The following is a 21,897-nucleotide window of genomic DNA, read 5'->3' as shown; positions in this document are numbered from 1 at the left end:
TTATGAATGAAAAATACGAAACGGATCGGAAAATTCAGGTGCGGGCTGTGCTTTCGTTCGTTCTGATTCTGGCGATTTTGGGAATCACGATTCTGGGGGTGATTATTCTGGTGGTAAACAAACGCCAGGCGGCAGAGGAGGAGAAGAAGCGCATCGTTCCAGCGGCTGAGGTGGTGATCGCCGAGCCGGGTGCGTATCAGGTGAAAATATCCACCCAGGGAGTGGTGGAGAGCACTCGCGAAACGCAGCTGGCAGCAGAGGTAGGTGGGCGCGTGATGGAGATTTCCCCACATCTGAAACGTGGAGGAAGTGTAAAAAAAGGCGAGCGCCTTGCGCAAATTGATCCATCCGATTTCCGGGCTGCTCTGGCTACGGCCGAGGTGGCGTTGGCGAATGCGAAACTGGAGTTGGAGCAGGAAAAGGCCCGGGTGGAACAGGCTGATCTGGATTGGAGGCGGCTTGGCCGTGGAGATGCGAGCCCGCTTGTTTTACGGAAGCCCCAGTTGGCCGCATCCGAGGCGAACACTGCCTCCGCTGGCGAGGACGTGGCACGTGCGCGGCGGGATGTGGAGCGCTCCGAGATCATGGCGCCCTTCGATGCTTCAGTGAGATCCGCGATGGTGGAAGTGGGTGCGGTGGTGTCTCCCGGGATGATGATTGCGGAGCTTTATACCAGCGAGGAGCTTGAGGTTCGTTTACCGCTCAGCCTGGAGGATTTCGGTTTTCTGGCCCGTGATGAGGATGGTGAGGCGACGGGTAAGGTGATACTGAAAGGTAAGATCGGCATCCGTGATTTCGAGTGGGAGGCGGAAATCGCACGAGTGGATCCTGAGATCGAGAGGAAGACACTTTCGGCAAGTATTGTGGTGCGGGTTTTGCCGGCGGAGCGTGCGGAATTTCCGCTGCCACCCGTCGGATTGTTCGTGTATGCGGTGCTGGATGGGAGCGTGATGGAGGATGTGGTGGAGATTCCACGGCGCGCGCTGCTGGACGGGAATCAGGTGATCCTGGTAAACGGGGAGAGTAAAATCGATTTCCGTGATGTGGAGGTCATTCGCCTGACGGAGAAAAGTGTGGTGATCCACGATGGTCTGGAGGCGGGAGAGCGAATCGTGCTCACCCGTCTTTCCGCGCCGGTGGTGGATATGGAAGTCGAGATTGAGGAACCAGTTTCCGAGGAGGGGAAATGAATGCGATCAAATGGTTTACCCGCAACCACGTAGCGGGGAATTTTATGATGCTCGTGGTCCTGCTGGCGGGATTCGCGACGTGGTTCAAGCTGAAGAAGGAGATTTTTCCGGAGGTCTCCATTGATGCGGTAGCGGTGAGAATCCCGTATCCAAATGCTACGCCGGAAGAAGCGGAGCGCGGGGTGGTGATTCCCGTGGAGGAGGCGATCGCGGACTTGCAGGGGATCAAAAAAATCCGCGGAACGGCTGCGCAGAATGTCGGTTCCGTGATGGTGGAGGTGGAGACCGGCTACGATGTTCGGAATGTGATGAGCGATGTGAAATCGCGCGTGGATGCGATCGAGAATTTCCCCGAAGAGGCGGAGACGCCGGTGTTGGAAGAGATTCTTATCAAAGCACCGGTGATGAGTGTGACGCTGACAGCGGATACGGATGAAGCGACCCTGCGGAAGCTGGCGGAGCGGGTGCGGGATGATTTGCTGACATACGAGGCGCCCAAAGCGAATAGCATGGGGACGGTGTTCGGAAGAATGTTTGGCGGAACACCGAAGATCAGTCAGGTGGAGATTGCCGGAACGCGGCCCTATGAAATTTCGATCGAGGTCTCCGAAGAGCGGCTGGAGAAGCTGGGGCTCAGGCTCTCGGACATTGCGCAGGCAGTGCGTAGTAGCACGCTGGATTTGCCGGGTGGTTCTGTAAGAACGGAACGCGGCGAGGTGATTTTGCGGGCGCTGGGGAAACGCTACGAGGCAAGCGAGATGGGCAATATCCCGGTGGCGACCATGGCGGATGGTAGTGCAGTTCTATTAGGTGATGTTGCGGATCTTATCGATGGATTCGAAGACGTGGATCTGAGCAGCCGTTTCGATGAGGAAAATTCCGTTCTCATCAATGTATTCAGGGTAGGGAATGAGGATACTCTTGCTCTGGCCGAGCTGGTGCGGACGTATGTGAAAGATTCCAAAGAGCGTTTGCCGGAAGGTGTTACACTCTCGATCTGGAACGATCAGAGTGTGTATCTGATCGGGCGTCTGGATCTATTGAAGCGGAATGCGATCACCGGACTGATTCTTGTACTGGCGGTTTTGACCCTGTTTCTCCGGCCATCGCTGGCATTTTTGGTGGCGCTGGGAATTCCTGTTTCCTTTGCCGGCGGGATTTGGCTGATGCCTTACATGGGGATTTCCGTGAATATGATTTCCCTTTTTGCCTTCATCCTGGTGCTAGGGATCGTGGTGGATGATGCGATTGTCACCGGGGAAAACGTTTACACCCGGATTCAGAAAGGAGAGCACCCGAGCATCGCCGCCTGGAAGGGGACGAGCGAGGTGGGGACAATTGTGGTCTTCGGCGTGTTGACGACGATGGTGGCCTTTACGCCGATGCTGGGACTGAGTGGGGTTAGCGGAAAAATCTGGCCGAATATTCCTCTGGTGGTGATCCCGACGCTGGCGTTTTCCCTGCTGCAATCAAAGTTTGTACTCCCTGCCCACCTTGCGTTGCTGTCTCCGCGGGACCGGTCTGAAAAAGCCCGTTCCAGGTTTTTCCTGAAGCGTGCGCTGGATGGGCTTTTTGCGTTGCAGAGGACGATAGCGGATGGTTTGGAGACATTTGTGGAAAAGGTCTATCAGCCGGCTCTCCGGTTTTCCCTCAAATGGCGCTATGTGACTGCTGCGGTGTTCATCGCTGTGCTGGTTCTCACCTTGGCGACGGTGGCAACCGGGTTGATCAAGGCTCAATTCATGCCGGAGGTGGAAGGGGATATCCTCAGTGCCAAGGTTGAGCTTTCCCAAGGTGTGCCATTTGCGGAAACGGAGAAGGCGGTGAAACGGATCGAAGATGCGGCGCTGGTTTTATCTGAGAAGTATAAGACAAACACCGGGGACAACATCATCAAGCACGTGCTTTCCAGCTCGGGAACGCAACCATTCCTCACGACCATGGCACCGGGAGGAGCACCTGTGGCGACTCATCTGGGAGAGGTCACCATTGAGCTGGCCGCTGCGAATGATCGATCGGTGGGCTCGGAGCAATTGGTGGCGGAGTGGCGGGCGTTGGTCGGAACAATCCCGGGTGTCGTGGAGCTGAGCATCCAGGCGGAAACTGCCACCGGGGGAAATGCGATCGATGTGAATCTTACTGGACCGAACTTGGATCGTCTGGTGGAAGCTACGGCTTTTGCGAAGGACGGATTGGAGAATTTCTCGGGAGTGATCGATATATCCGATTCGAATCGGGCTGGGAAAGACGAGTTGCGTTTCAAGGAACTTACTCCGGCAGGGCGTGCATTGGGGCTCCGGTTGGAAGATGTGGCGTTACAGGTGCGCGATGCATTTTACGGAAATGAGGTGCAGCGGCTCCAGCGCGGGCGGGATGAAGTGAAGGTGATGGTCCGTTTTCCCAGGGAAGACAGACGCACGTTGGACAGTCTTGAGACCATGAATATTCGCACTCCGGAGGGCGATGAAGTGCCGCTGCTACAAGTGGTAACTCTGGAGCCGGGGCGCGGTCCTGCGGTAATCGAGCGGACCGATCGCCAGCGTTCGGTGAAGATCACGGCCGATGTGGAGGCAGGTGTGAATGCGAATGTGGTGGTGGGCGGGTTCACTGAAAAAATTCTCGAACAGATTCCGATGAAATTCCCCGGGGTGCGATATTCCTTCGAGGGAGAGCAAAAGGATCAGAATGATTCCGTGAGGGAAATTGGTATGGGGTTCCTCGCCGCACTAGTGGGGATGTATGTTTTGATCGCGATTCCGCTGCGCTCTTATCTACAACCCCTGATTATCATGTCTGTGATTCCTTTCGGTCTGGTGGGAGCCATCTGGGGGCATGCTCTGCTGGGAATGAACCTTAGTATTATGTCGATGTGCGGCCTGGTCGCGCTGGCGGGCGTGGTGGTGAATGATTCACTTGTGATGGTGGATTATGTGAATCGCCACAGGGAGGAATCGGACTCGCTGCATGATGCTGCCGTAGCGGCAGGTGGCAGGCGTTTCCGTGCGATTCTCCTCACTTCCCTGACCACCTTCGTAGGAATCATGCCGATGATTCTGGAAACAGATATGCAGGCGAAATTCCTGATACCGATGGCGGTTTCGCTGGCGTTCGGGATTCTTTTCGCAACGGTGATCACGCTGTTCCTCGTGCCGGGCATTTATCTTATCCTTGAGGATATCAAAATGCTCGGCAGCAGGAAGAAGCGGCTGGGTTAGCTTTCGCGGATTGCGCTTTCATTCGGCTCAATCCGTCGGCCGCGATGCCGGGCATACACTTGGGTAAACTCTGCTCCGAGAAGTAGTATATTGGCGGAATAGTAGACCCAGCTCAGTAACAAAATCAACGCCCCGGCAGCTCCATAGGTGGATGATGCTCCCTCGCGGCCGAGATAGATACCAAGCAGCATTTTGCCTATAGCGAACAGAATCGCGGTTAGAAATGCGCCTTTCCAGACGTCACTCCAGCGGATTTCTGCGTCAGGGAGGATCCTGAAAATCATGGCGAAGAGGAGCGTGACGATCCCAATTGAGACTGTAAAAGTGATGCCTTGGAAAAGGAAACCGGGGATGGGAAGAGCATCGCCCAACCACTTTATTGCCACGGCGCTGGCTGTATCCGCGACTAGTGAAACGAGCAGCAGGAATCCGATAACCAGAACCATGGAAAGTGCGGCGAGGCGTCCTTTAAGGAATCCGGTTATGCCCAGACCTGGTTTCGGCTTCAATCCCCAGACGGTGTTCATGGCGTCCTTGAGCTGTGCGAAAACCCCGGATGCGGTTACAAGAAGCGCACCTATCCCAACGAGGGTCATAATCCAGCTGTCTCCACCGAGGTGGGCACTGCTGATCATGCTTTCCACCGCTACCGCGGCTTCCTTGCCGATCGTCTGGGTAAGTTGTTCCTGTATGGCGCCTTCGGCTGCTTTCTCTCCGAAGATTGAGCCGGCGATGGAAATGGCGATGATGAGAAGCGGCGCCAGAGAGAACACGGAGTAGTAGGCGAGGGCTGCGCTGAGACGCATGGCCTTGTCCTCCATGAATTCTTTGAAGGTTTCTTTAAGGAGCGAGATCATGGCGTTGTTCTAATCGATTTCGACGTCTTCCAAACCATCGATTTCGTTGATTTCTTCCTCCATATCGTCGCCTTCGGCCGGAATAACGGTTCCGGAGAGCATGCGTAGTGCCACCATGCGTGATACACCCGCGACTGCACCGGAGAGAACCGCCCAGATGAGCGCATCACTCCAATCCACCCTGGGATGTGCTGGATTTCTGGGAACCTTATCATGGGTAATGATGCTGTATCCCTTTCTGGCGAAACTTCTGGTCATACGTGCGGCAAGCATCGGGACGATGAATCCTACGGCGACCATTCCTAGCTGTTTGGAGTCTTTGATTTTCATAAGGAGGCTGAGATTTTTAATTAATCAGTTGAGGCAAGAATAGAATGGCACAGGAGTGGATGATTACAAATTTTCAGATACTACAGATGCGCTATCGGCCTTGAGGAAGTCCGATCCGCATGTATGGATCTCTTATGCAGAGCGATCGACTGAAATTTCTGGCTGGAGGAGTGTTCCTTTCTGCCTGCCCTCTTCTGGTTTCGTGTGGGAGTATGATTGGGTTAAGCACCCAGAATTCGGAGCCGAAAACCGTGGCATTGGATCCGATGATGGCGGGAAAACGTTTTGCCGAAACCACTTTCAGGGGCACGGTGCTGGCCGCGGTGAAGCAGCCGGTGACCACCGTCCGCCAGGGTGTGGCGGTGGCTGTTTACCGTCCCCGTGAGGTATTGATCGGAAATCTGCCGCCGGATCTTCTGCCGGAACCTGCGCTGGAAAATACCCCCGGGACGCCTGCTTTTGAAAAAATGCTGGATGATGAGGGTTTCCCGAAGGCCGAGTATGGCACGCTGAAGTGGCTGGTGGATGGGGATGAGTTCTTCCCCGAACTGGACCGGCAGATTGCAAATGCGAGAAAATCGATCAAGATTCAGCTCTATATCTTCGATAATGATGATATTGCGGTGCGTTACGCGGATAAGTTGAAACAGCGCTCCCAGGAAGTGGATGTGAATCTGCTGTGGGATGATTTCGGGACGGCATCGGCGCATCTTTCCAGCCCGGAAACGCAGCCTAAAAAGGGGTTTGAAGCACCATCAAGTATGATGGATTACATCACCAAGGACTCTGATGTCGAGGTGCGCAGGACGCTCAATCCGTGGTTGGTGGCGGATCACACGAAGATGCTGATTTTCGATGACAACACGGCAATTGTCGGCGGAATGAACATGGGGCGGGAATACTACAGCGAGTGGCATGACCTGATGGTCCGGGTGAATGGCCCGATTGTGGGTTCCATGTCGGGGCTTTTTGAAAAAGCGTGGAGGACTTCCGGGCCGTTCGGGGACTATGCGTCTCTGTGGGCGAATAAGAAATTTTCCAAGCCATCAAGGCCGGAAGGTGCCATCCCGATGCGGATCCTGAGAACGGATGCGGGGAGTGCGCGGCAGGAGATTCTGGAGGCCAGTCTTCTGGCGATTCGTGGGGCGAAGGAAAGAATTCTGATCGTGAATCCTTATTTCGCGAACGATGAAATTGTTCTAGCAGTCCGCGGTGCGGCCAAACGAGGTGTGGATGTTAAGGTCATTCTTGCCGCGGAGGGGGACTCGGCAATCATGGATATAGGGAACCTGGCAACCGCGCGAGTTCTTATAGAGGCTGGGGCGAAGCTGTATCGCTACCCGCGTATGGCCCACCTGAAGGTGATGGTCTGCGATAATTGGGCGACGGCGGGGTCTGCAAATATGGACACGCTGAGCATGCGGATCAACCGGGAGCTGAATATTTCATTTTCAGACAAGCAGGAGGTGGAGACGCTGGTGGGCAAGGTGTTCCGCCCGGGGATTGCGAAATCCCGCAGGATGAAACTGAAAGATACGGATTCCGCGGTGGCTCCGGTAGCGGAATTTGTGGCGGATCAACTATAGCGTGATGCTGTGGCGGTGCCAGAAGACTGCAAGGTCCTTGAAATCGCCTTTGAATACATTCCTTTCCATCGGCATGGCCAGATTTCCGAAATAACGGGGACTGCGCCATGACGAGGTGCTGTAATGTTTCGAGTCGGAGCGGCCATTCCCCCAGGTTACGCCGCCATACTGCCACATGGACCAGGTGTTCCAGACTCCGTAAAGTTCTGTGAGCCCATCTGGTGTGAGCGCGCCTTGGCGGGACATGGTACGCTCCGTGCCGCCGGGTCCGTAGAGAGCCAGCCAATAAGGAGAGTGGCGGATGATGGCTTTTTGCTGGGGAGTGGCGTTTCTGAGGCTGGAGCGCAGGCCGTCGCTGTTCTCAAGATAAGTAACGGGGTATACGCCGGTGCGATCGTGGACGCGGGTGATGAATTTCACGAGTCTGTCCGGGCTGGATTTTGTATCGAAATCGCCGACGAGGAGCAGGCGCTTGCCGGAGAGGCCTTTTGCCGCGCCTACGCTTTTTACCCGGTTGATGAAGTTATCTGCCTGGAGGACGGGGTCCTGATCCATGGTGACGAAGTGGTATGCACCGATCATCATTCCCTGGCGATCGGCGGATTTTATAAAATCACCGAATTTATCGTCGAGCAAAGGGCCCTTTGCGGAGCGGGCAATGAGTGCGACTCCACCATTGGAGCGGAGCGCGGAGACATCGTATTGGGAGTATTTCGCTCCGCCACGCTGGGTTTCCTTGGGATCCCAGCCGGAGACGTTGAGAACGGTGGGCGATTTTGTAACGCTTGTTCCGCCGAAGCCTCCGCCGCCACATTGGGTGAGGAGCGGGATAGCCAGCAGGATTAGAAATTTTTTCATGTCGCGATCCAATCATTCCAAGCGTGAGCCCGCAAGGAACGATGGTTCAGTTTTCCGAATCGCTTGCGTTTTCCCTAAGGTCCGGGCGATTGGCCAGGGTGCGGGCGAGTGCTTGCTCAGTGCGCCACTTTCCAATGTTTTTGTGGTGTCCGGAGAGGAGAATATCCGGGACCTTCATTCCCTGGAAATCCACCGGGCGGGTGTAGCAGGGGGCTTCCAGAAGGTTGGGATCTGTGAAGGATTCCTCGATGGCTGATTGGGAATCGCCGAGTGCGCCGGGGAGAAGGCGGATGATGGAGTCGCACAGGACAGCGGCGGCGATGGCGCCGTTGGTGAGAACATAGTCTCCGATTGAGATCTCCTCATCGATGAGGGTTTCGATGATGCGGTGGTCGATGCCCTCGTAGTGGCCGCAGACAATTAGCAGATGGGATTTGGATGAAAGGGCGCGTGAGTGTGCCTGTTTAAGCTGTCGCCCCTGTGGGGTCATGAGGATGACGCGTGTGTTTTCCTGCTTGAGCTCGGAAATAGCTGCGTGGAGGGGGCCGGGCTGGAGGACCATGCCGGGTCCGCCGCCGCAGGGGGTGTCATCGACGCGGTTGTGCTTGTCCTGGGACCAATCGCGGAGGTTGTGTGCCTGGATTTCCACGAGGCCGGCGTCTCTGGCGCGCTGGATGATGGAATCGCTGAGCGGGGAGAGGGCGATTTCCGGAAAGAGGGTGAGGATGTCGATTTTCACTATGATTCTGGAGTGGGGGCGTTTGCGTGGAGGGATTTCCAGTATTCGAGGCGTTCCTTTATGCGTTTTTCGAGGCCTTGGTCGCCTGGGTTATAATAGGTGCGGCCCTCGGGTAGGTAGGATTGAGGGATGTAGGCACCCTGATAATCGTGGGAGTAGAGGTATTTCATGTCCTCATCCGGGGTGCCGGATGCGGAGGCGAGTTTTTTACGGGTCTTTGTGCGGAGGTGTGGCGGGACGGAGAGCGTGCGGCCGGTTTCCACATCCTTCATGGCGGTGGCGAGAGCGGCGTAGGCGCTGTTGGACTTCGGTGAGGTGGCCAGATAGACGGTGGCGTGGGCGAGGGGGATGCGACCTTCCGGCATGCCGACAAATTCGAGGGCGTGGTGTGCATCGAGAGCAACGCGAAGTGCGCCGGAATCCGCGAGGCCGATGTCTTCCGAGGCGGAGATGACGAGGCGGCGGGAAATGAAGCGTGGATCTTCACCGGCGTGGAGCATTTTCGCGAGCCAGTAAAGTGCGGCATCGGGATCGGAGCCACGGATGGATTTTATGAATGCGGAGATGGTATCGTAATGGCCTTCATCGCCGTAATCGATGGCTTTCCGTTGGATGGATTCCTCGGCGATTTTAAGGGTGATGTGAATTTTTTCCGTAGGGGAAATGGTTGCCAGCTCCAGTGCGGTGAGTGCCTTGCGGACGTCGCCATCGGAGAGTCTGGCTAGATGCTGGAGGGCTTCGGGATCGGCTGTGATTTCCAGTTTCCCGAGGCCGCGCTCGGGATCGGAAATAGCTCTCTGGAGTAGGTTGTGAATATTTTCCGTATCGACTGGCTCCAGCTGGAAAATCTGTGAGCGGGACACAAGCGGAGAGTTTACGTAGAAATAAGGGTTGTGAGTGGTGGCACCGATGAAGCGGACTGTGCCGCGCTCGAGATGGGGGAGGAGGACGTCTTGCTGGGCTTTGTTGAAGCGGTGGATTTCGTCGATGAAAAGGATGGTTGTTTCACCGCGGAGGTCGCGATGGATCTTCGCCTGTTCTATTTTCGCACGGATTTCCGCAACGTTGGATTCGACTCCATTGAGGGATTCGAATCGGGAACCGGTGGTGCGCGCGATGACGTTGGCAAGGGAGGTTTTCCCGGTGCCCGGTGGTCCGTAGAAAATGAGGGAGGTGAAGCGGTCCGCCTCGATGGCACGGCGGAGTAGTTTCCCCTCTCCAAGGATATGGTTCTGGCCGAGAACTTCATCGAGGGTGCTGGGTCTCATGCGTGCGGCCAGTGGTTCGGAGACTTCCGGTTTGTTGGCGGTGGCTTGAGGATTGGTGAAGAGATCGGACATTCGGCTGTTCGGGACGTTACGTTTCAATCTGGCCAAGGGCTACCATTTTTGAATTTTCGTGGAGGATCATCATGACAGGATTAGACGTAGCGATTCAGCCGGAGATTTGCATGTAGAGGGTGGAATTGCGTTGTGGTGGCGGGAGCGGCTAGCTAGGTGTTTCGCAATGAGTGAGTGGTTTTATGCAAAAGGCGGTGCGCAGCAGGGTCCCGTTCCAATCGAGGAAATCCGGGCCATGTTGGAAGCCGGAACGATGGATGCGCAGAATGATCTGGTGTGGAATTCGACTTTGCCGAATTGGGTCTCCGCTTCGCAAGTGCCCGAGCTTTCCGGTAGTGTGGTGGCTGCGCCAGCGACCGCGGGGGTAGGGATTCACCCGTTTGCTTATCCTCTGTCGTCAGGGGAACTGACTGAAATCGAGCCCGGGAGTGAGCCGATTATCGGGACTGCTGTGATCAAGAGGGCGTTCGATCTGATGATGAGGAACGCTGCGCCTTTCCTTGTGGCATCCATCATTTTCCTAGTGGTGACCATTTCACTATCTTTGGGTTTTGATTTCCTAGGGGCCGGATTGGGTTATGTGATGAAGCCGGGTGAAACTGCGGAAAACATTCCCGCGGTAGTCGCTTTTTCCATCATATCCCATCTGATCTCGGGTTTCGTTTCCACATTCCTTATTCTCGGGGCGACGCGGATGTGCCTGAATGTGATTTCCGGGAGACCTGTTTCCGTCGGCCAGCTATTCGGTAGCGGTAAATTTCTGATGAAGGCGTTCGGAGCCTACATTTTATACACTGTGATGATCATGGTTGGATTCCTCCTCTTCATCTTCCCCGGGATTTATCTTATGCTGCGTTTCGGCCAATATCTTCCGGCGATAGTGGATAAGGACTTAGGGATCAGGGAGGCATTTTCCTATAGTTCGAAGCTTACGCGGGGGAATAAGCTTCAGCTGGCTGTTGTCGTGTTACTGACCACGGTGGTAGCTATTGCTGGCTGTCTTGCACTGGGTATCGGGCTGGTTTTCGCCTATCCGATGATCTATATCGCTTGGGTTATTTGTTACCGATGGATGCAATACGGCGGGCGCGCCATTCTTGACGAACCGGGGACGTTGGTCCCGATGCTGGCAAAGTTACCGGATTGATCATTCCCGGCAGATGCTGTGATTTCTCATCTCGGAAGATAGAGGAGCGGCTGCGTTTTTTCTATAGCTTTGCCAATCAGGTGGCTTGACGGCCTGCTGGCTCTCCCTTACATCTGGCTGAGGGGGATGATATTTTTGTATCGTCCTATCCCGGAATTCCGATCCTCTTATTCATTGCCATGAAACCTGCCTTTCTCCTCAGTTTGCCGCTAATCGGCTGCCTTGCCCTTTCTTCCTGCTACGTTGTGCCTGATCGTCCAGCGGACAAACAGAAGCCAAAGCCAAAATCCGAAGTGGAATCGCTCACAAGCCAGGATCAGCAGAAGATCCAAGAGCAGCGCGATCGCATGAAGGCCGCTGAAAACCGCAAACAGGCAGAGCAGCAAAAAGTAGAGAAACGCGAAGACACCACGACGACTACTCCAGACAAGCCGGCTTCCGAAAAGCGCACTGATTACCCTTTCGCGAATCCGGTTCCAGGCAAGGAAGGTTTTGTATTCAGCCCTTTCAACAACAAGTTGGTAGACGTTCGTGATATCCCGAGCGGCACGCTTGTTCAGGATCCTACCTATCCTGCATCCGAGAAGAAATACTTCCGCGTCCCTTAAGCCGGTTCGCTGAAGGATCATATACCTAACATTTTCAAGGCCGGGTCCATACCCTTGGATCCGGCCATTTTTATGAGTCAATTTTTCCGAAAAGTCAGCATTCTGGGCGGGGGGCTTCTTGGGGGCTCTGTGGCGCTTTCGTTAAAAAACGCGGAGAGCTTGAGTCTCTGGTTCAGAAATCCATCCGCTGTCTCCCAGGCGGAAAAGCTCGGGATCAGTGGAGCTACCTGCGATCTTGCTGAAGCTGTGGCTGGCGCTGATCTGTTGATTCTGGCGGTCCCTGTGGGCGCCATGCCGGGATTGGTAAAAGCTGCGATCGAGGCAGGGCTTCCGGCAACGTGCCTGATTACGGATGTAGGTTCGGTCAAGCAGGCGCCCCATCACTCACTCGAAATTATCCTAAAGAATTCGGGGAACCCGTTTATCGGAAGCCATCCTATGGCAGGTTCCGAGCAGAATGGCCTGGAGGCGGCGCGGGAGGGTCTGTTCGAGAATGCTGCATGCATACTCACAAATGATTCAAAAGCGTCGGATAAGCTTTCACAGCAGTTGGAAATTTTCTGGCAGTCCCTAGGATGCCGGACCAGCTGGACTACGGCGGAACAACACGATGGAATGGTCGCCCGCATCAGTCACCTTCCTCATATTACTGCGGCAGCAACGGCGAAATCTTCACTAAAGGATCCCGCTCTGGGAGCCTTCGGCGGGGGCGGCCTACGGGATACCACACGGGTGGCATCGGGGAATCCAGCCATGTGGGCGGAAATTATTACTGAAAATCGGGGTGCAATTATTCCTGTTTTGAAGGAAACCATCTCCGAGCTTCGTGAAATTCTTGCCACACTCGAGAAGTCTGACCAAGAAATGGCGCGGCAATGGCTGGGCGATGCAAAATCTCTCCGCGATACCCTTACGAATATTTCATAAAACAAGAACATGTCCTCTCTCAGCGTAAAAGCCATCTCCTCCCTCAATGCAGAATTCAGTGTGCCGGGAGATAAAAGTATTTCCCACCGCGCTGCGATTTTCGGTGGTTTGTCGAATGGTGTTTGTGAGATAGCGAACTTTCTACCAAGTGAGGATTGCCTAAATACGCTCAAGGCGATGCGGGCACTGGGTGCGAATTTCGAGGTTCTCGAGGAAATGGACGGCTATGGACCTACTCTTCTTCGTATCCATGGAAAAGGAATGAAACTCACTGCTCCGGAGGCCCCTATCGACTGTGGCAACTCTGGGACAGGTATGCGTCTTTTGGCTGGTTTGCTCGCTGGCCAGGAATTTACTTCCGAGCTTTTCGGGGATGCCTCGCTCTCCTCCCGTCCGATGGGCCGGATCACCGAGCCGCTTTCCGAAATGGGTGCAAACATAGAGACACTGGGTGAGAAGCCCGGTTGCGCGCCACTTAAGATTCACGGCAGCAAGGTGAAGCCGATCAGTTATCATCTTCCGGTGGCATCCGCCCAAGTGAAAAGCGCTGTTCTTCTTGCCGGCATGTTCGCCGAAGGAATCACCGAGGTTATCCAGCCTGCGATCACACGGGATCACACCGAGCGTATGTTGACATCCTTCCGGGTTTCCATCCGCACTGAAGGTGAAAAGATTTCCCTGCCGGGCGGGCAAACTCCGGAGTCCCTTGATTTCAGGGTTCCAGGCGATATTTCATCCGCTTCCTTCTGGTTGGTGGCAGCTGCCGCAATGGACGGCTCCCGACTATTGATAAAAGATGTTGGCTTGAATCCTACCCGTACGGCGATTTTGAAAGTGCTGGGAAGAATGGGTGCCCAAATGACAGAAATTGTGACGATTTCCGATGGAGAACCGATGGGGAACATCGAGATCAAAGGAGCTCCGCTGAAAGGGACAACTCTCCTGCCTGAAGAGATTCCGAACCTGATCGATGAGATCCCGGTCATCGCGGTCGCCGCAGCGCTTGCGGAAGGACCTACCCATATCCGCAATGCGAAGGAACTGCGCGTGAAGGAGACTGACCGCATCACCACGACCGTGGAAAACCTGAGAAAAATGGGCGTGGATGTGGAAGAGTTCATCGATGGAATGACGATCCATGGCGGCTCCCAGCTCAAGGGTGCCAGGATCAAATCCCACGGGGACCACCGCATCGCGATGGCTTTTGCAATTGCCGGACTCTTTGCTTCAGGCGAGACTGTCATAGAGGACACCGACTGCATTAACACCTCCTACCCGGGATTCGCGCATCATCTGGATGCGATCAGGCACGAGCGCACGAAACCTGAAGATTTCATACTCCCTACTACGATCCGATGACCTACCAAGCAATTGCCATCGATGGCCCCGCAGCATCTGGAAAAAGCACTCTGGCAAAGACGCTTTCCAAGCGTCTCGGCCTCGTAATGGTCAATTCAGGTGCGATGTATCGAGCTGTTACCTGGAAGATTCTTCTGGAGAAAATTGATCCCAAAGATACCAAGAAAGTCGTCTCCGCTTTGGAGAAGATGAACATCGAGTGTGGTTCAAAAGACTCGCTATCCACCATCAGGATTGATGGCGAGGATCCCGAAGGGAATCTACGGAGTAAAGAGGTGAATGAAAACGTGTCAGTTGTTTCTGCGATTCCCGAGGTTCGGAGTAAATTAGTTCATCTGCAGCGGAACTACCTGAAACACACACATGTAGTCATGGAGGGTAGAGATATTGGTTCGGTCGTTTTTCCAGATACTCCGTTCAAAATCTATATCGATGCTGATCCTTCAGTCAGGAGCGAACGCCGCTCCGATGATGGTGAAGTGGATTCCGTTGAGGCGCGGGACAAAGCTGACAGTTCCAGGAAAACTGCTCCGCTGAAGGTCGCGGACGGAGCGGAATTTCTCGATACCTCTTCCCTTTCTGTGGACGGTGTGGCGGATGCGGCTGTGGAAATTCTCCGCAAGCAAGGGTTCCCGATCTTTTCTCAAGTTCCCGCGCAACTTCTGGAAGAAGATCCGAACTCCAAACCGATGCGCTGGATCTACTGGTTGGGCTGGATGTCCTTCGGCGCTGCCTATCGCACGCTGTTCGGCTTGGATGTTGTTGGAAAAGAGAACCTTATCCGCACTGGTCCAGTGCTTGTTGCCTCGAATCATCAAAGCTTCCTCGATCCGCCGTTGATCGGGAATCTCTACAAGACCGAAATGGTGTTCTTCGCCCGGAAAACTCTCTTCAAAGGAGCTGCCAAGTGGGTTTACCCGCAGTGGAATGCGATTCCTGTAGATCAGGAAAGGCCTGATATGAGCTCAATGAAGACTGTTATCAGAAAGCTCAAGGAAGGCTGGCGTGTGCTGGTTTTTCCCGAGGGAGCCAGAACGCTTGATGGTGAGATCGGTCCGGCAGCTTCCGGCGTAGGGCTCATTGCAGCAAAGGCCGGCGTGCCGATTCAGCCGGTAAGAATCTATGGGGCGGATGATGCCCTTCCACGCGGCTCCGGAAAGATCCGGTTCGCAAGGATCACGGTAAAGGTTGGTAAGCCGATCATTCTCACGCCTGAGGAGTTGAAAACATACTCGGGCAAGGTGGGTTATCAGGCGCTGACCGATCGGATCATGGATGCGATCAAGGCGCTTTAGGTAATTTCTTGGTGTCGATTGGCACGGTTGAGGGCGCGGGCGTTCCTTTGCCGGGGCGGAAATTCTCGGGAAATGTGTCAAAACTGAGACATAATCGGTGTCCTAAATTTTGCGGCGATAAAGTGTAACTCGCCGCGCATGACAACAAACGCACTAAACGATACCGCGGCAACCCCAGCCGCGAATTTGGAAGATACGGGACAAGGACAAGCGTTCTTGAAGTGGGCTTTCGTAGCCGCCTTGGTTTACTGCTTGCTGGTGGCGGTAGGCATGATTGGTTCCGGCTTCAAGCTGGCATCCGGTGAGCATGCCGCACAGCTCTTCGAGCTGGCGAGCAATCCATTCGCAGGTTTGGTAATCGGTACGGTAGCTACCGCGCTGATCCAGTCATCCTCTACTGTCACCTCCATCATCGTGGCTCTGGTAGCGGGCGGACTCCCTGTGGGAATCGCCATTCCAATGGTGATGGGTGCTAACATAGGCACAACGATCACCAATACTCTGGTCAGCCTGGGACACGTGCGGGACGGTGCGGAGTTCAAGCGCGCATTTGCTGCTGCAACGGTGCATGACTTTTTCAACCTCATCAGTGTGGTAATCTTTTTGCCTCTGGAGATCTTTTTCCAACCGCTTCAGAAAATGTCCGCATGGATCGTGAAACCGTTGCTGGGTAGCGGGAATATGTCGATTGGTGGACTTGATTTCATGAAAACAATGACCAAGCCCCCGGTGGAAATGATCAAAGGGGCTCTCTCCGGATTGGGGACGACGGCTGCGGGTGTGATTCTGGCAATTTTGGGAATCGTTCTGATTTTCTTCGTGATCACCTGGATCGGGAAGTTGTTGCGAAAGCTTCTGGTAGGTCGCGCAAAAAAGATTCTCCATGGTGCAATTGGTCGCGGCCCGATTTCCGGAATTGCTTCCGGCACGCTTGTAACGACTCTGGTCCAATCGAGCTCGACCACTACGTCCCTTGTCGTGCCGCTGGTAGGATCCGGTATTTTCACGCTGCGCCAGATCTATCCGTTCTGCCTTGGAGCAAATATCGGAACATGTATCACCGCGCTTTTGGCTTCTACCTCGGTTGGTGGTGAGAATGCTTTGTTTGCCATCCAGATCGCCACGGTTCACATGATCTACAACGTTCTCGGAGTCGTGATCATTTACGGGATTCCGTTTCTGCGGGAGCTCCCGATCATGGCATCCGAGTGGCTTGCCGGTCTGGCGGCGGAGAGGAAAATCTACGCCTTGGTTTATATTCTGGGAGTGTTTTTCGTAATTCCGGGCGTGTTGCTCACTGCTACGTCCATGCTCGATAAAAAGAAGCCTGCAGAAATTCCTGCGGCATCTGGTTACGTGACTGATTCAGAACCGGTTGCTGCAGGCTGATTCCTTCCCCCTCTCATTTAAATTCCAACTATTCTCAACCTATGACTATCTCACGCCGCGAACGCCTGGAAGCAGAGCTCGCAGAAACACGTAATCAAGTAGACATCCTCGAAAGACAGCTTCAGGAAGTTATCGAGCTGGATCAGCATGAAAGTATTGATCACCTCGACGAGCACTTCAATGCAGTCGACGAACGCTTCAAGGGTTTGAAGTTATTCTTCCGCACGCTTTTGGAGGAAAAAAGCTCGGAAAACCGGAAATAGTTTTTCCATTCCAATGGTGAAATTCCAGTGGTCTCTTCTCTGAAGAAACTTCCCAGCCGCGTGGTTCCTCGAATCGCGCGGCTTTTTTGTGCCCGGAGGGTTGGAGAGGATGGTGAAATGAATTTTCGTAAATCTTTCAGCTTTTCGCTGGCGGCATGCGTGCCTAGCTTCACCACGTGTTCCAGATCGTTTTCAATGAAATCAGTGCTGCCGAAATCTCTGCTCTGGGGACTTTGGAGCAATTGGAGTTGCTTGAGGAATTCCAAGTGACCGAGAAGGATTTGAACGAGCCCTCGAATGAAACATTCGGAAGATTCGAGCGTGATGGCCATGTGTTTTACCGGTATCGGGCCAAGGATTATCGATTCTACTTCGAGTTGAAAAATGATTCAGTGATCGTTCACAGAGTTCTTCATAAGGGAACGTTTTCAGATTTCCTATTCAGATCGAACATGCCGTTGGGTGAGGATGAGGCACTGGCCAGCTCGAAGCATTTCTGGAAGCTTATCGACGAGGGTAGAAACGCGAAACGGGTGTAAACCACCTGGCTCTCATTTAGAGAGATGGGTTTTCTGTTTACCGGGCGTGATGTGCGGTGGCTTCAGGTAGATCGGCTGTGGAATTGCTCCTGCCCATAGGGCTCGCGTCTTTGGCGTGGCGTTCTGCCAGGCTCTCCATAGTCCGGTGGCTGTCGGCAGTGAGAGTGGGGTGTTTTTCCCCCGGATTTTATCCATGCAGAACATTGGGATGTTTTTTTCCCCGGCTGCGGAAATGGTCGCCTCCAGTGCTATATCGTCCAAGAGTTCTGGGCCGGAAATGAGGTGGCCGCCTTCGATATTCGCAAGCCAGAAGGAGCCTCTGCGGGCGTCTCCGAGAGCGATACATTTTTCCCCCGAAACTGCCTCGGCAGTGGCGAGGATGGATGGGATGGCGGTGGCCTTGCAGGCTGAAACGAGCGCCGCGCCTTGTGCTGCCGCGATTCCAACCCGGGTGCCGCTATAACTACCCGGGCCACTGCCAACGAGCACAGCATCAAAATCCGATGATCCGTGGATTTTCACAATTTCTGCCAGAGGGCTGAATAGGAGCGAGTTATGCCTGCGATCGCTGGTGAATGATCTTTCCTCAATAATCTCACCATCCACGGCGAGGGCGATGGAGGCTGCCTCTGTAGAGGTCTCGATGATCAGTAGGGCTGGCATGCGGAGAATCTAGGGGAGATGTTTTCGGAGTACCTAGAAGAAAAGCCGTTCATCTTGCCACTTGCATCTTCCTGCGCGAATCGTGAGTGTCTGGCATGCGCCTGTATGACCGCTATATTGCAAAGCAGATTCTCGTAGGGACTCTGTATGCGATTGTTGTACTCAGTCTGGTGCTGGTGATGGGGAACCTTTTCAAGGAAGCTCGCCCGTTGCTGGTGGAGCAGCGTGCTCCTCTGGGGTTGGTGCTGCGTTTTGTGATCAATGTATTGCCGTTTTCGCTGATGTTCACAATTCCGTGGGGCTTCCTTTCCGCCGTGCTGCTGGTATTCGGCAGGATGTCGAGCGATCAGGAGTTGACGGCTTTCCGCGTGGCCGGGATCAGCCTGGTGCGCCTGGCGCTGCCGGTTTTCATCATCGGGGCGATGCTCTCGGGTATCTGCATGTATATCAATGTTAAGGTGGTGCCGATGGCGCGGGCCTCCTTGATCGAGATCATCTACGAGCAGGTGAAACGCGACCCACGCTCTCTTTTGAACCCGGGAATTGTTCAGTCGAAGTTTGAAAATCAGAAGCTTTTCGTGGAGCGTCGTGAGGGAGATTCACTGGCGGGCTTCCACCTGTATCAGATTTCAGGAGGAGAAGACGGAAAGCCCGGGCGCGCCGATGCATACATTCATGCGGGCAAGGTCTCGCTAGTAGTGGATGATAGCAAAAAGCAGCTGAGGCTGAAATTGATCGATACATTCATCGAGACAAAGGCAAAGGACGGGACACCAGAGCTGGCGTTCGCGGCGGAGGCTGAGCCTTGGTTGTTTGATTTCAGCTCCCAGCGGACGAAAAAGGTTAAATCCGGAGCGATGACCAATGCAGAGATCAAATCCTATCTCAAGGCGCACCCGGAGCTGACAAATGAGAAGAAGGTGAGTTTCCGTTCTGAAATCAGGAAACGGTATTCGTTTTCGATGGCGTGCCTTGCCTTTGCGAGTGTTGCGGTGCCGCTGGGGATGACCAGCCGCAGGAAGGATACATCGACCGGCTTGGTATTGAGTCTTCTGATTGGTCTGGCCTACTTCGTCTGTACCGTGATGGCGGAGGAATTCGAGACGGATATGGCGGCGCTTATCGGGCTGTGGGCTCCCAATGTTTTTTGTGTTTTGCTCGGCTTGTTTCTGTTCAGGCGGGCGAGGTTCAGATAAATTGTCAGAATCCGCATGGCGTTTGGCAATTCTATCAAAAAAGGTGTTCGCGAAACCCGGAGATTCTTCGCTACGGAGAAGATTCGTTTCACACCCCGTCTGGGACCGCTAAAGGGTTATTCAAAGGCAAAGTTCGGAGCGGATTTGCGTGCGGCGGTGAACGTGACGATGCTGGCTTTGCCGCAGGCTATCGCCTATGCGGCGATTGCGGGTCTGGATATTATCTACGGGGTTATGAGTTCCGCGGTTGCCGCGCTGGTAGCTCCGTTTTTCTCCAGCTCCCGTTACAATGTTCTGGGGCCTACGAATGCCACGGCCTTCATGCTTTTTAGCTTTTTCGCGCTAAATCCGGAACTGAAAGAAAGGCTTCCGGAGCTTTTGCCATTGCTGGTGCTGATGATCGCTTTTGTTTCGGTGGTCGGGGCGATCATGAAGGTTGCGGATCTCATCCAGTATATTTCCCGAAGTGTTTTGGTGGGATATATGGCGGGAGCTGCGGTATTGATTATAGGGAACCAGCTGAAACCTTTGCTCGGGGTGAGCCCCTATATCGATTCACGGAAAACGGCTACTTTCTTTGGTCTTGTTGGGGAGCTTTTCAAGTCACTGAAATACGTGGATTGGGTTCCGGTGATGATAGGGACGGGGACGTTGCTGATTTATTACGGATTTAAAAAATGGAAGAAGACTTGGCCTGCCTTTTCCATCGCATTGTTGCTGGGATCGGCGATTTTCGGGTCTCTGATCCATTTTAATCTGGGTCCTTTCGGGGGGCAGGCGACTTTCACTACATTCGGGTTCGAGGAATTGATCCCGTCCGCTCCTGCTATCTTCCATCGGCAGGTTTTCGATGATATTTCTGTGTTGTTAGGACTGGCTCTGGCGATCGCCTTTCTTGCTTCGCTGGAAAATACGCTGATGGCGAAATCAATTTCTTCCCAGACTGGTGACAAGGTGGACGTAAACCAGGATATGCTATCGGTGGGCTTCGCCAACCTGGGATCCGCATTGAGTGGTGGCATGCCGGCTTCGGGCTCGTTGACGCGCTCCATTCTGAACTTCCGGTCCGGGGCGATGACAAAGGCAGCCCCGGTTTTCACGGGGATCATCAGCTTGATTCTAGTGGCATTGATCGCCTGGTCCCGGGAAACCGGGCTGAACATTCTGGACTACATTCCGAAGGCGGCGCTGGCTTCTCTTGTCATCGCTATCTCATTTTCGCTTTTCAATATCCATCAGATCAGGATTTGCCTGAGATCAACAGGCGATGATGCGTTGGTGATTCTTCTGACGTTCCTATCCACGCTGCTGGCTCCGTTGCACGTGGCGATTTTCATAGGAGTCGCAATTTCCATCACCCTGTTTCTGCGCAAGGCGAGCAAGCCATACCTGAAGGAATATGAGTTCAACGATGACGGTGAGCTACGTGAGAAAGAAGGAACGAATGCGCGGCCGATTCCTTCCATTTCGATCGTGCACGTCGAGGGGGATCTGTTCTTCGGGGCGGCGGAGTTGTTCCGGACGCAGATCCAGCGGACGATAGCGGATCCGGCAATCAAGGTGATTATTCTCCGGCTGAAAAATGCGAGGCATCTGGATGCGACGAGTGTGATGGCGCTGGAGGATATGACTCATTTCACGAGGAAGAAGGGCATCCATCTTCTGATCTCCGGAGCGACGAAGGATGTCTACAAGGTGCTCAAGCGTTCAGGGATTCTGGAGACTCTCCAGGAGGGGGCGAACAGGAAGGAAGGAGAGAGTAATATTTTCCTGACAATGCCTTCCAATCCAAATATTTCCACACGTGATGCTTTGCGCCGTGCGCAGCAGTTGTTGGGCACCAAGGAGGCAGATGTTCGGATTTTCTATGACCCAAGCCACGACAAGAAATGAAGAGATTATTGATATTGCTGGGTGTGATTGCAGTGATGATCGTTCTGGGAATCTGGTGGTTTTCGCCGGAAAGGGTGGTGAAAAGGCGGGCTAAGCATTTGATGGAAGTCTTGTCCATGTCCGAGGGGGCTGGTGGCCCGCTGCGGCAAGCCAAGGTATTTTCCATGAATGGATTGATGGAGAATCGGATAAAAATTTCCGCACCGGATATTGATGATGCAAATGGATCTTTCGATAAGCAGGAGGTGGAATCAGCGTTTTCGTGGATATGCCGTAATGCGAAGAGCTCGGACTTCAGGATTGTGGATTATGATGTGGTGGAAGTGGAAGGGGACGAGGCTCGGACTATTATTTCCGTGGATGGATACATGGAGTTGCCGGGCTACAGGCCGGCGGATGGCTCCTTCAAGGTCACGATCGACTGGCAGAAGGCGGAGGACGGCTGGAGGTTTTATAGTGTGGTCTGGGAAAATTCCTGAAGGATAGTGCTCTGTTCGGGATTG

The 21,897-nt window shown here is 54.0% G+C and carries 19 protein-coding genes and 1 pseudogene; 14 read left to right on the top strand and 6 right to left on the bottom strand.

The window, feature by feature from the left end; all coding sequences use genetic code 11:
• Positions 1 to 2: 2 nt before the first annotated feature.
• The gene (locus AAGA79_RS14700) at positions 3 to 1,190 is read left to right on the top strand and encodes an efflux RND transporter periplasmic adaptor subunit (RefSeq protein WP_411826570.1); all 1,188 of its coding nucleotides are present in this window, start codon (positions 3 to 5) and stop codon (positions 1,188 to 1,190) included.
• On the top strand, positions 1,187 to 4,405 hold the full coding sequence (locus AAGA79_RS14695; protein ID WP_411826569.1) for an efflux RND transporter permease subunit: 3,219 nt from the start codon (positions 1,187 to 1,189) through the stop codon (positions 4,403 to 4,405). The genes AAGA79_RS14700 and AAGA79_RS14695 overlap by 4 nt, the downstream gene beginning before the upstream one ends.
• Here AAGA79_RS14695 and AAGA79_RS14690 read toward each other — a convergent pair.
• Both AAGA79_RS14690 and AAGA79_RS14685 read right to left on the bottom strand, forming a co-directional pair.
• Positions 4,402 to 5,262, bottom strand: coding sequence for a YihY/virulence factor BrkB family protein (locus AAGA79_RS14690; RefSeq protein WP_411826568.1), 861 nt, complete (start codon positions 5,260 to 5,262; stop codon positions 4,402 to 4,404). The two genes, AAGA79_RS14695 and AAGA79_RS14690, sit on opposite strands and share 4 nt — an antisense overlap.
• Before the next feature lie 9 nt (positions 5,263 to 5,271).
• A complete protein-coding gene (locus AAGA79_RS14685; RefSeq protein ID WP_411826567.1) occupies positions 5,272 to 5,592 on the bottom strand; it encodes a DUF4235 domain-containing protein in 321 nt (106 codons plus the stop codon).
• 212 nt (positions 5,593 to 5,804) lie between these two features.
• Between AAGA79_RS14685 and AAGA79_RS14680 the strand changes: the two genes are divergently transcribed.
• Positions 5,805 to 7,178, top strand: coding sequence for a phospholipase D-like domain-containing protein (locus AAGA79_RS14680; RefSeq protein WP_411826566.1), 1,374 nt, complete (start codon positions 5,805 to 5,807; stop codon positions 7,176 to 7,178).
• On the opposite strand, the gene AAGA79_RS14675 is transcribed toward AAGA79_RS14680, so the two are convergent.
• Genes AAGA79_RS14675 through AAGA79_RS14665 form a run of 3 tightly spaced genes read right to left on the bottom strand, consistent with a single transcriptional unit; the run spans position 7,173 to position 10,115 of the window.
• Positions 7,173 to 8,036, bottom strand: a complete 864-nt coding sequence (locus tag AAGA79_RS14675) for a GH25 family lysozyme (RefSeq protein WP_411826565.1) — start codon at positions 8,034 to 8,036, stop codon at positions 7,173 to 7,175. The genes AAGA79_RS14680 and AAGA79_RS14675 overlap by 6 nt on opposite strands.
• Before the next feature lie 46 nt (positions 8,037 to 8,082).
• Positions 8,083 to 8,775, bottom strand: a complete 693-nt coding sequence (trmD, locus tag AAGA79_RS14670; RefSeq protein ID WP_411826564.1) for a tRNA (guanosine(37)-N1)-methyltransferase TrmD — start codon at positions 8,773 to 8,775, stop codon at positions 8,083 to 8,085.
• Positions 8,775 to 10,115, bottom strand: coding sequence for a replication-associated recombination protein A (locus AAGA79_RS14665; protein ID WP_411826563.1), 1,341 nt, complete (start codon positions 10,113 to 10,115; stop codon positions 8,775 to 8,777). Before AAGA79_RS14665 ends, trmD begins: the two co-directional genes overlap by 1 nt.
• Positions 10,116 to 10,281: 166 nt before the next feature.
• On the opposite strand from AAGA79_RS14665, the gene AAGA79_RS14660 reads away from it, so the two are divergent.
• From AAGA79_RS14660 to AAGA79_RS14625, 8 genes and pseudogenes are all read left to right on the top strand, one after another.
• Complete coding sequence (locus AAGA79_RS14660; protein ID WP_411826562.1) at positions 10,282 to 11,262, top strand: DUF4339 domain-containing protein; 981 nt, start codon at positions 10,282 to 10,284, stop codon at positions 11,260 to 11,262.
• Between the two features lie 179 nt (positions 11,263 to 11,441).
• A complete protein-coding gene (locus AAGA79_RS14655) occupies positions 11,442 to 11,870 on the top strand; it encodes a hypothetical protein (RefSeq protein ID WP_411826561.1) in 429 nt (142 codons plus the stop codon).
• Between the two features lie 72 nt (positions 11,871 to 11,942).
• Entirely contained in the window at positions 11,943 to 12,797 is an 855-nt protein-coding gene (locus AAGA79_RS14650; RefSeq protein WP_411826560.1) for a prephenate dehydrogenase, read from the top strand.
• A gap of 9 nt (positions 12,798 to 12,806) precedes the next feature.
• Positions 12,807 to 14,156 (top strand): 3-phosphoshikimate 1-carboxyvinyltransferase, encoded by a 1,350-nt coding sequence (gene aroA / locus AAGA79_RS14645; protein WP_411826559.1) that lies wholly within the window; start codon positions 12,807 to 12,809, stop codon positions 14,154 to 14,156.
• Positions 14,153 to 15,451, top strand: coding sequence for a (d)CMP kinase (cmk, locus tag AAGA79_RS14640; protein WP_411826558.1), 1,299 nt, complete (start codon positions 14,153 to 14,155; stop codon positions 15,449 to 15,451). Before aroA ends, cmk begins: the two co-directional genes overlap by 4 nt.
• A gap of 138 nt (positions 15,452 to 15,589) precedes the next feature.
• Positions 15,590 to 16,759: pseudogene (locus AAGA79_RS14635) on the top strand (Na/Pi symporter); the annotation flags it as partial.
• Between the two features lie 122 nt (positions 16,760 to 16,881).
• Positions 16,882 to 17,103 carry a hypothetical protein gene (locus AAGA79_RS14630; protein ID WP_411826557.1) on the top strand — a complete coding sequence of 74 codons (222 nt, stop codon included), beginning with the start codon at positions 16,882 to 16,884 and terminating at the stop codon, positions 17,101 to 17,103.
• A 176-nt stretch (positions 17,104 to 17,279) separates the two neighbouring features.
• Positions 17,280 to 17,642, top strand: a complete 363-nt coding sequence (locus AAGA79_RS14625; protein ID WP_411826556.1) for a hypothetical protein — start codon at positions 17,280 to 17,282, stop codon at positions 17,640 to 17,642.
• 12 nt (positions 17,643 to 17,654) lie between these two features.
• Here the strand turns inward: AAGA79_RS14625 and tsaB are convergent, their stop codons facing one another.
• Positions 17,655 to 18,305, bottom strand: a complete 651-nt coding sequence (gene tsaB, locus AAGA79_RS14620; RefSeq protein ID WP_411826555.1) for a tRNA (adenosine(37)-N6)-threonylcarbamoyltransferase complex dimerization subunit type 1 TsaB — start codon at positions 18,303 to 18,305, stop codon at positions 17,655 to 17,657.
• 95 nt (positions 18,306 to 18,400) lie between these two features.
• Here tsaB and AAGA79_RS14615 point away from each other — a divergent pair, with 95 nt between their 5' ends.
• The 3 genes from AAGA79_RS14615 to AAGA79_RS14605 are packed head-to-tail and all read left to right on the top strand — an operon-like array spanning position 18,401 to position 21,873.
• Positions 18,401 to 19,501, top strand: coding sequence for an LptF/LptG family permease (locus AAGA79_RS14615; protein ID WP_411826554.1), 1,101 nt, complete (start codon positions 18,401 to 18,403; stop codon positions 19,499 to 19,501).
• 15 nt (positions 19,502 to 19,516) lie between these two features.
• Positions 19,517 to 21,394 (top strand): SulP family inorganic anion transporter, encoded by a 1,878-nt coding sequence (locus tag AAGA79_RS14610; protein ID WP_411826553.1) that lies wholly within the window; start codon positions 19,517 to 19,519, stop codon positions 21,392 to 21,394.
• Positions 21,391 to 21,873 (top strand): hypothetical protein, encoded by a 483-nt coding sequence (locus AAGA79_RS14605; protein WP_411826552.1) that lies wholly within the window; start codon positions 21,391 to 21,393, stop codon positions 21,871 to 21,873. The genes AAGA79_RS14610 and AAGA79_RS14605 overlap by 4 nt, the downstream gene beginning before the upstream one ends.
• Positions 21,874 to 21,897 lie beyond the last annotated feature (24 nt).

This window comes from Luteolibacter sp. AS25, assembly GCF_046736275.1.
GTDB lineage: Bacteria > Verrucomicrobiota > Verrucomicrobiia > Verrucomicrobiales > Akkermansiaceae > Luteolibacter.
The sequence above is the reverse complement of the archived record's forward strand: the minus strand, read 5'-3'. Positions and strand labels throughout refer to the sequence as shown.

Bases quoted from the DNA above. Each gene is read 5' to 3' on its own strand.
- AAGA79_RS14700 (WP_411826570.1), top strand. From the start codon at position 3: ATGAATGAAAAATACGAAACGGATCGGAAAATTCAGGTGCGGGCTGTG.
- AAGA79_RS14695 (WP_411826569.1), top strand. From the start codon at position 1,187: ATGAATGCGATCAAATGGTTTACCCGCAACCACGTAGCGGGGAATTTT.
- AAGA79_RS14690 (WP_411826568.1), bottom strand. From the start codon at position 5,262: ATGATCTCGCTCCTTAAAGAAACCTTCAAAGAATTCATGGAGGACAAG.
- AAGA79_RS14685 (WP_411826567.1), bottom strand. From the start codon at position 5,592: ATGAAAATCAAAGACTCCAAACAGCTAGGAATGGTCGCCGTAGGATTC.
- AAGA79_RS14680 (WP_411826566.1), top strand. From the start codon at position 5,805: ATGATTGGGTTAAGCACCCAGAATTCGGAGCCGAAAACCGTGGCATTG.
- AAGA79_RS14675 (WP_411826565.1), bottom strand. From the start codon at position 8,036: ATGAAAAAATTTCTAATCCTGCTGGCTATCCCGCTCCTCACCCAATGT.
- AAGA79_RS14665 (WP_411826563.1), bottom strand. From the start codon at position 10,115: ATGTCCGATCTCTTCACCAATCCTCAAGCCACCGCCAACAAACCGGAA.
- AAGA79_RS14660 (WP_411826562.1), top strand. From the start codon at position 10,282: ATGAGTGAGTGGTTTTATGCAAAAGGCGGTGCGCAGCAGGGTCCCGTT.
- AAGA79_RS14655 (WP_411826561.1), top strand. From the start codon at position 11,442: ATGAAACCTGCCTTTCTCCTCAGTTTGCCGCTAATCGGCTGCCTTGCC.
- AAGA79_RS14650 (WP_411826560.1), top strand. From the start codon at position 11,943: ATGAGTCAATTTTTCCGAAAAGTCAGCATTCTGGGCGGGGGGCTTCTT.
- aroA (WP_411826559.1), top strand. From the start codon at position 12,807: ATGTCCTCTCTCAGCGTAAAAGCCATCTCCTCCCTCAATGCAGAATTC.
- cmk (WP_411826558.1), top strand. From the start codon at position 14,153: ATGACCTACCAAGCAATTGCCATCGATGGCCCCGCAGCATCTGGAAAA.
- AAGA79_RS14630 (WP_411826557.1), top strand. From the start codon at position 16,882: ATGACTATCTCACGCCGCGAACGCCTGGAAGCAGAGCTCGCAGAAACA.
- tsaB (WP_411826555.1), bottom strand. From the start codon at position 18,305: ATGCCAGCCCTACTGATCATCGAGACCTCTACAGAGGCAGCCTCCATC.
- AAGA79_RS14615 (WP_411826554.1), top strand. From the start codon at position 18,401: ATGCGCCTGTATGACCGCTATATTGCAAAGCAGATTCTCGTAGGGACT.
- AAGA79_RS14610 (WP_411826553.1), top strand. From the start codon at position 19,517: ATGGCGTTTGGCAATTCTATCAAAAAAGGTGTTCGCGAAACCCGGAGA.
- AAGA79_RS14605 (WP_411826552.1), top strand. From the start codon at position 21,391: ATGAAGAGATTATTGATATTGCTGGGTGTGATTGCAGTGATGATCGTT.